At 36.1% G+C, this 1,355-nt stretch carries 1 protein-coding gene; it reads left to right on the forward strand.

Features of this window, described 5'->3' with window-relative positions:
* Positions 1 to 106 precede the first annotated feature (106 nt).
* Positions 107 to 679: a hypothetical protein gene (locus EXT46_RS15125; RefSeq protein WP_130148288.1), complete on the forward strand. Its 573-nt coding sequence runs from the start codon at positions 107 to 109 to the stop codon at positions 677 to 679.
* Positions 680 to 1,355: the final 676 nt, after the last annotated feature.

A 1,355-nucleotide genomic window follows, 5' to 3' on the forward strand; every position in this document is an offset into this window, starting at 1 on the left:
ACAAGTTGCTAAAAAGGACGCAAAACGCTTGGCTTGCGTTCCTTTGTCGCTAATTATAGCCAAGCATTTTTGCGCCCATTAGTAAGGCTTTATATGGGGGGAAAGTATGCAGAAAATTTTAGTCTTATTAGCATTTTTTGTTTCTAGTTTTGTGAGAGCTGAAACAGATCCTTGTGAGTCAAATCAATACCCAATTAAATGGAAGTCCAGTTTAAGCCACCCCGAATCTTATGAACTACCTGCTATTTTCTATAGAACTAACAACTCAAAAGTTATTGTGTCTGTTTCAAAAGCAATAAACTTTGTTGAAAGAAATATGGCAACTCATAAGCCTTATTTAAAAAATGCAAAAGCATTCATAATTAGTAGCTTGTCTGAACTGCCCAAAAACAAACCTGTCAACCATTCAAGCCTTTGGATACCGACAGAAAGGTTGCAAGGGCAAGAGTTAAATAAAGCAATTCATGTGATGGCAAGTTACCAAGGGTTATTTGAAGGTGTATTATTAAACAACGAGGCATCAGTAAGTATTAATGAAAAATTGATTTCCTCATCTAATACTGTGTATATGGTTGGTAAAGATCCAAAACCAGCTCATGGTTTAAATTATGTGCATAAAATTGTTGTTTCAAGCTCTGACAACGTAGTATTTTCTAAATGTTGGCTAGATAGCAAATAGCCATATAACAAACGCATTAATGAATGGGCGTTAGCGGTACAAGATGAACTTTTTCTGGAACCTGGTATTAAAACGAAAAATTAGCCGAGCTAATATGCTTCCATTGACTCAAATATGGGAAGAAGTTTTAACGTACCTCGCTAAGTCGGAAGACTCTATATGATCAGATATGGAAGTCGAAGACACAGTAAAATTGATAAAGAAGCAATTACATTTGCTAAAAAGTTCCGGCAAGGTGAATGTAAGTAAACTCAATTACTTGTTCTTACCAACCGCACCGTTACAAGAAATCGCAATGGAAAATGGCTGGGTTAATGAGTATTCAAGGCTAGCAGCGAAATTTGACTGTTATATGGCAAGGTACTGTTAACAAGCCGTTACAGGCAGACAATTAACAACTGGTTGGTGTTATTGTCGCTAGCTCCAATTTTAACACCAACCAAACATTGCTCCTGAACGGAGCGTTAGGCATACAAGGTTATTTTTAGCTTACAGGTCAAGCTTATGAGATGGGCAAAATTAAAAACGGGTATTATTATAGTTTTAGTCACCCTAATTTCTGAGGCAATTAGGCTACACACTGGGCTACCTATAACAATAATTGATATTGTGGTGCTGCCTATCACATGTTTACTAATTTATTGTATGAAATATTATAGGTCTCCTTTTAGTAAAA

This window comes from Pseudoalteromonas sp. CO325X (genome assembly GCF_004208955.1).
GTDB classification, from domain to species: domain Bacteria; phylum Pseudomonadota; class Gammaproteobacteria; order Enterobacterales; family Alteromonadaceae; genus Pseudoalteromonas; species Pseudoalteromonas ruthenica.